Source organism: Vibrio genomosp. F6, from assembly GCF_005146325.1.
In the GTDB taxonomy this organism is placed as follows: domain Bacteria; phylum Pseudomonadota; class Gammaproteobacteria; order Enterobacterales; family Vibrionaceae; genus Vibrio; species Vibrio cortegadensis.
Map to the genome: position 1 here is coordinate 1 of NZ_SYUT01000126.1, position 4,614 is coordinate 4,614.

The window sequence follows — 4,614 nt, forward strand, 5'->3', positions numbered from 1 at the left end:
AATTACGCAACAAAGCCAACAAAGAGAGGAATATTTAACAATAGAACAAATTAAACACTGTCGAGACATGTATTTAACAATTGGTCGCAGTAAATTAAAGAGAATTATATGAAAAAATTAATGACACTATTAACGCTCACTGTTCTTACTTCTGGAACTGCCATAGCGGCAAGTAACACTTCCAATTTTTACGTTGGAATTGATTATGTAAAATCAGATTTTATTGATATTCCTTTGTTTACAAAATCAGATGAAAGTTCGGGATACGCACTTCAGTTTGGATACCAACTCCCAACATTAAGTGACTGGGTAAACGCATTTGAACTTGAGTACATTAATGCAGGAAGTGCGAAATACAACTATGACAATTTAGGTGGTGCTATTACTGGTTCTGGTGAACTAAAACTGACAGCGATAAATCTAAGCTATAAACCAAGACTTTATTTCGGTCGATTCTACGTAAGCGGTCAAGTTGGGTATGCGAGTGTATCCGCTTCAGGTAATGCTAATTATACTGTTTCTGGAACCCGTACCGATGTAGATTTAGTTGAGAAAATTGGCTCAGGAGTTACACTCGGTGGTGAAGTTGGTTTAATGGTTACTAAAAATATATCGCTAAAAGGTGGGTATAAACTTATTGAAGCGAATACTAGCACTCTGTATACAGGGCTTGCATTTAACTTTTAAGTTACAATTCGGTACTTATGTTAAAGCCATAAGAGAGATAAAAAGGATCATTATCTTTCTTATGGCTCCGAACAAGCACCCACTAGAAAGATCGCTGCGTTATTGTGATATTAAACATCCTTTAGTTGATTGCATATTGGTACGGTTAAGGTGGTTAAAATATCTTCATAACCCTAAGTCAACTGGCTAAACTACTATTACTGCCGCTATTAACCTTATCCATGCTCAATAACATTGATTGGCATTAAGTCAAAATGGTACATCGAATGAAGCTTCAGCGGATAAGTGAATCCTGAGTCATGTTGTTCGTTTATGACTCCAATGAGCTGATTGATAGTAAAACTCTCGTTCCATAAAGGTGTTGATAACCTTATTGTGTATTTTCCTGAACTGGTGGAGTTGATAGCTTTTTGAATTAGTCGCTTTAAACAAGTTCTCAGGGTGAGAGAGATTCGGTGAATAAATATGTAATCAACTGTGCCATAAAAAGGAATGGTAAACCTTGATCGAAGGTTTCCATTTCTTTAACGCAACTCTTACTTGTTTCGCTAGCATAGTTGAGCTGAAAAATCAGCAATAATCTGAGTAGCTTCCATGAGTGGCTTCCGAAAAGCGTAGGTTCTAAAATGGAAACAACAGACTGGAGTCATGACTAAAAATTGGAGCTGCTGAATTTGTCAAGTTAGTAAAACAGATACTTTGGCTAACTCGTCTTAGCGTTTTTAACAGATTTGGTTTATTTAATGTTTGTTGGCTTATATTAATCTAAGAATTACAGTAATTACCCTCATAATATTGGATTGACTTTCGATATTCAGTTGGTGTCATATTGTGATACTTTTTAAAAAGTAAACGAAAATAGTTACTATCACGGTATCCAATTTGGCTGCAAATATGCTCTATAGAATATTTGGTTTTATTTAGTTTCTCGCGAGCCAAAGCGATTCGGATTCTTTGTATATAATTAATGGGGGTCTCTCCGGTCGCTAGTTTAAAGCGTCGTTTCATTTGTCGTTCACTCAAAAAGCATTGAGTTGCGCATTTAACAACATTTAGCTGAGTAGAATCTTGATTGTGCATCCAGTCCTGTAGTGAATGGATCAGTTGATCATTATGTAGACGAAACTCAGAAAAGTAAGAATGTAATACTTGATGTTCATCTGTTACTTCTCCTTTTAAAAACTGATCACATTTTTCTTTATGGTTTGAGCCAAAAAGATCATCAAGAACCAGCAGCATTGCTTGATAGTACTCGTCAACACAGGAAGTACAGATTAAGTTATCTGCACGAGTAACTTTCATGTTTGGTTGTAATTTTACCGCTGGGTAATGTTCGCGGAATAAGTTGCTATGTCCCCAGTGTGTCGTAGCTACTTTACGATTGAGTAAATTTAATTGAGCGAGTAGAAAAGAACCTGTACCTAATGATACAGCGTAAGAAGAGCCCTTAATCATCCTCTTTAGCCAATTTCCCATGCCATCATCCATCAATAGTGGTAACTCTTTAGGCTCGCAGCAGGAACCGATCAGAAGGATGTCGGAATGAAATACCTCATTCCAATCGCGGTTTGGTGATAACTGAATACCACCGAGCGCTTGAACTGCTCTTCCTGATCCTGAAACATAATTTATTTCAGGCTCTGGAATTCTTGCTAATGCGCTTGCAGCGGTTAACATCTCAATTGGCCCAGAAATAGACGTTGTCGACATTCCGTCAAAGAGTAGGGCTGTTATTTGAAGCGGTTTAGGATTGTTACACGTGAAATTCATAGTGCATTTTTTCTTATGTAGCGAATACTTACATATACTATGTCTCAATTTTGAAGTGTGGGCTAATGAACTTATATGATGATTATTTTTTTGTTCTGAAAGTACTACTGTTAAAGGTTGCTTTCTAAGTTATTGAATTTATTGAGAGTGTACTTCTTGTTTTTTTATTTTAACTAATTATGTTGATCGTAGTAGAGTAATTACTTTACTATTGGGCAGCTGTTATACATTGTATGCTGCCTGTGAGAAGGCTTGAATAACAAAAATTGTTAGTATCTTGATAGACGGTTTGAAAGTATTCCTCCGGAGTTTTTAAAATAAGGTGCGCTTGCGTGCTATCTCGCTCAACGCTGGTTTTATAGCCTTCACTGTAAGTTGTATTACTGGTTGAAAATAGGGTCGGAGTCCAAAAGTATACGGAATTGGAAACGTTTAAATTTCTAGTGTTATCCTCGATATTGTACGTAGTATTAATTTGATGCATGCCACTCCATCTATGATCAAGAGTGTGAATTTCTCGATACTTCTCAGCCCCTGATTCGCTAAAAGTGACGCCATGGCCAAAGAGCAAGGTATCGTTTTTTCCTTCAAGAAATAGTGGGTAGATAATCTTATTTAGATATAAAAATAATAGCATCAAGCTAGCGAGCAACCCCGTTAATAAGACGTTTAACTTACTTGCACTGTTCACGAATGGCCTCTTTGATTTGCTGAATTCTGTATTGATTTGAGAAACTCAAGTTAGTGGAGCTGATTTCACTAAACTTTTCGGTCTTATAGATACACGATACGTATATCTGTTCTGGGTTTTTTGACAGGAAAATTTTATTTATATTATGCTGATATACGTCTGAAATAGATTCAAAAAGCTTAGCGCCACTCGGACTTGAATCGTAATAATAACTAATGCCACTCACTTCAACATTTAGCCATTGTTTTGTACCCACGCTCAGGGAGTGAATGTAAATAGTGATAAGCCAGTAGCTGATTGAAATAATCCCGATGGATAAGGAAGCAGCGAGTGTGTACTGGATCAATTTATTCAGTGATGGCTTGTTTGCAGGTTTTAACGAGGACTTTTCAGCTTGTGGTTGATCCTTTTCCTTACCCTTGATGTGGGGTTTGCTTTCGTTCGCTGTTAAATTCGGCAGTGATAATTTTATCGCACCATCTACAAGTATATACCCTTGCTTTGGAATTGTTTTGATATACCGCTGCTCTTTACCGTTGTCATCAAGAGCCAGACGTATTTGTGCTATTGATTGGGTAATACTAGATGCAGAAACAATTCGATCTCCCCAAACCTCTTGCAAAATGGCTTGCTTAGAAACTACTTTTCCTTGATTAATAAGCAATAACTGTAGAAGTTTGCTCTCGGTGGACTTGAGTTTCTTGCCTTTTTCTTGGCTCGGATGTGATAATTGTCTTCGAGCTATTGGGTCAAATACCCACATGTTTTTATCCTTTAATGTTCCCATACGAGATGAGCCGAGTATGAAGAGTTATGGTGTAATCATAACATGAAAAATTGGGCTGAGTTGTATTAGCGAGGTACGGCGCTAATATTTGCTTTGAGCCCTGCTATTAATATCAACGCACTGAACAACTTGGAATGTTGCAATATTGTCCGATACTGCTTAGTAGTACTTCAAAGCCTTCATCTCCACCATCAAATAGAATGTTATTAAAATTTGCGTTTTTACTGACTCGCTATTAACAAAGTTGATATGGATAAGTAGTTCATATCGATTAAGCTAAAATGGCACTAATTTATACTCTATCCGATTTCTTTACAAAGCTAGGAGTAAGGAAAACTGTATTAGCAACGAATAGCAAACAATAAGCTAGAAATTGTTAGATCTTTATTGACATTTCCCCAATGTTTCATTTCTAGTATCCTCGCTAGTGCGATTTATATCAATTAAAAGTTATCACTTCTATGTTGGTTATTATTTGGAAGTTTTCTGTAGCAAGCGATGTAAAGTCGACTTGGCTTTGTTTCCTAATTGGATCTCAGATAGAAACTGCCAATATGGGTGATTATTAGGCTATTTCTATCGTTTTAGGCATATCTAACCCTGTGAGTTTATTCAACGCTTTAATCATGGCGTAGGTTTCACCAACCTGAGCATTATAGTTTGGCTTTGTTGCGTAATT

At 36.7% G+C, this 4,614-nt stretch carries 4 protein-coding genes; 1 reads left to right on the forward strand and 3 read right to left on the reverse strand.

Going from position 1 to position 4,614, the window contains the following annotated elements; translation table 11 throughout:
* Window positions 1-108: 108 nt before the first annotated feature.
* Window positions 109-687: an outer membrane beta-barrel protein gene (locus FCV43_RS20025; protein WP_136996169.1), complete on the forward strand. Its 579-nt coding sequence runs from the start codon at window positions 109-111 to the stop codon at window positions 685-687.
* Window positions 688-1,452: 765 nt separating this feature from the next.
* Here FCV43_RS20025 and FCV43_RS20030 read toward each other — a convergent pair.
* From FCV43_RS20030 to FCV43_RS20040, 3 genes are all read right to left on the reverse strand, one after another.
* Window positions 1,453-2,457 (reverse strand): GlxA family transcriptional regulator, encoded by a 1,005-nt coding sequence (locus FCV43_RS20030; protein ID WP_136996170.1) that lies wholly within the window; start codon window positions 2,455-2,457, stop codon window positions 1,453-1,455.
* 208 nt (window positions 2,458-2,665) lie between these two features.
* Window positions 2,666-3,148, reverse strand: a complete 483-nt coding sequence (locus FCV43_RS20560) for a hypothetical protein (RefSeq protein ID WP_136996171.1) — start codon at window positions 3,146-3,148, stop codon at window positions 2,666-2,668.
* Window positions 3,132-3,911, reverse strand: coding sequence for a winged helix-turn-helix domain-containing protein (locus FCV43_RS20040; RefSeq protein WP_136996172.1), 780 nt, complete (start codon window positions 3,909-3,911; stop codon window positions 3,132-3,134). Before FCV43_RS20040 ends, FCV43_RS20560 begins: the two co-directional genes overlap by 17 nt.
* Window positions 3,912-4,614 lie beyond the last annotated feature (703 nt).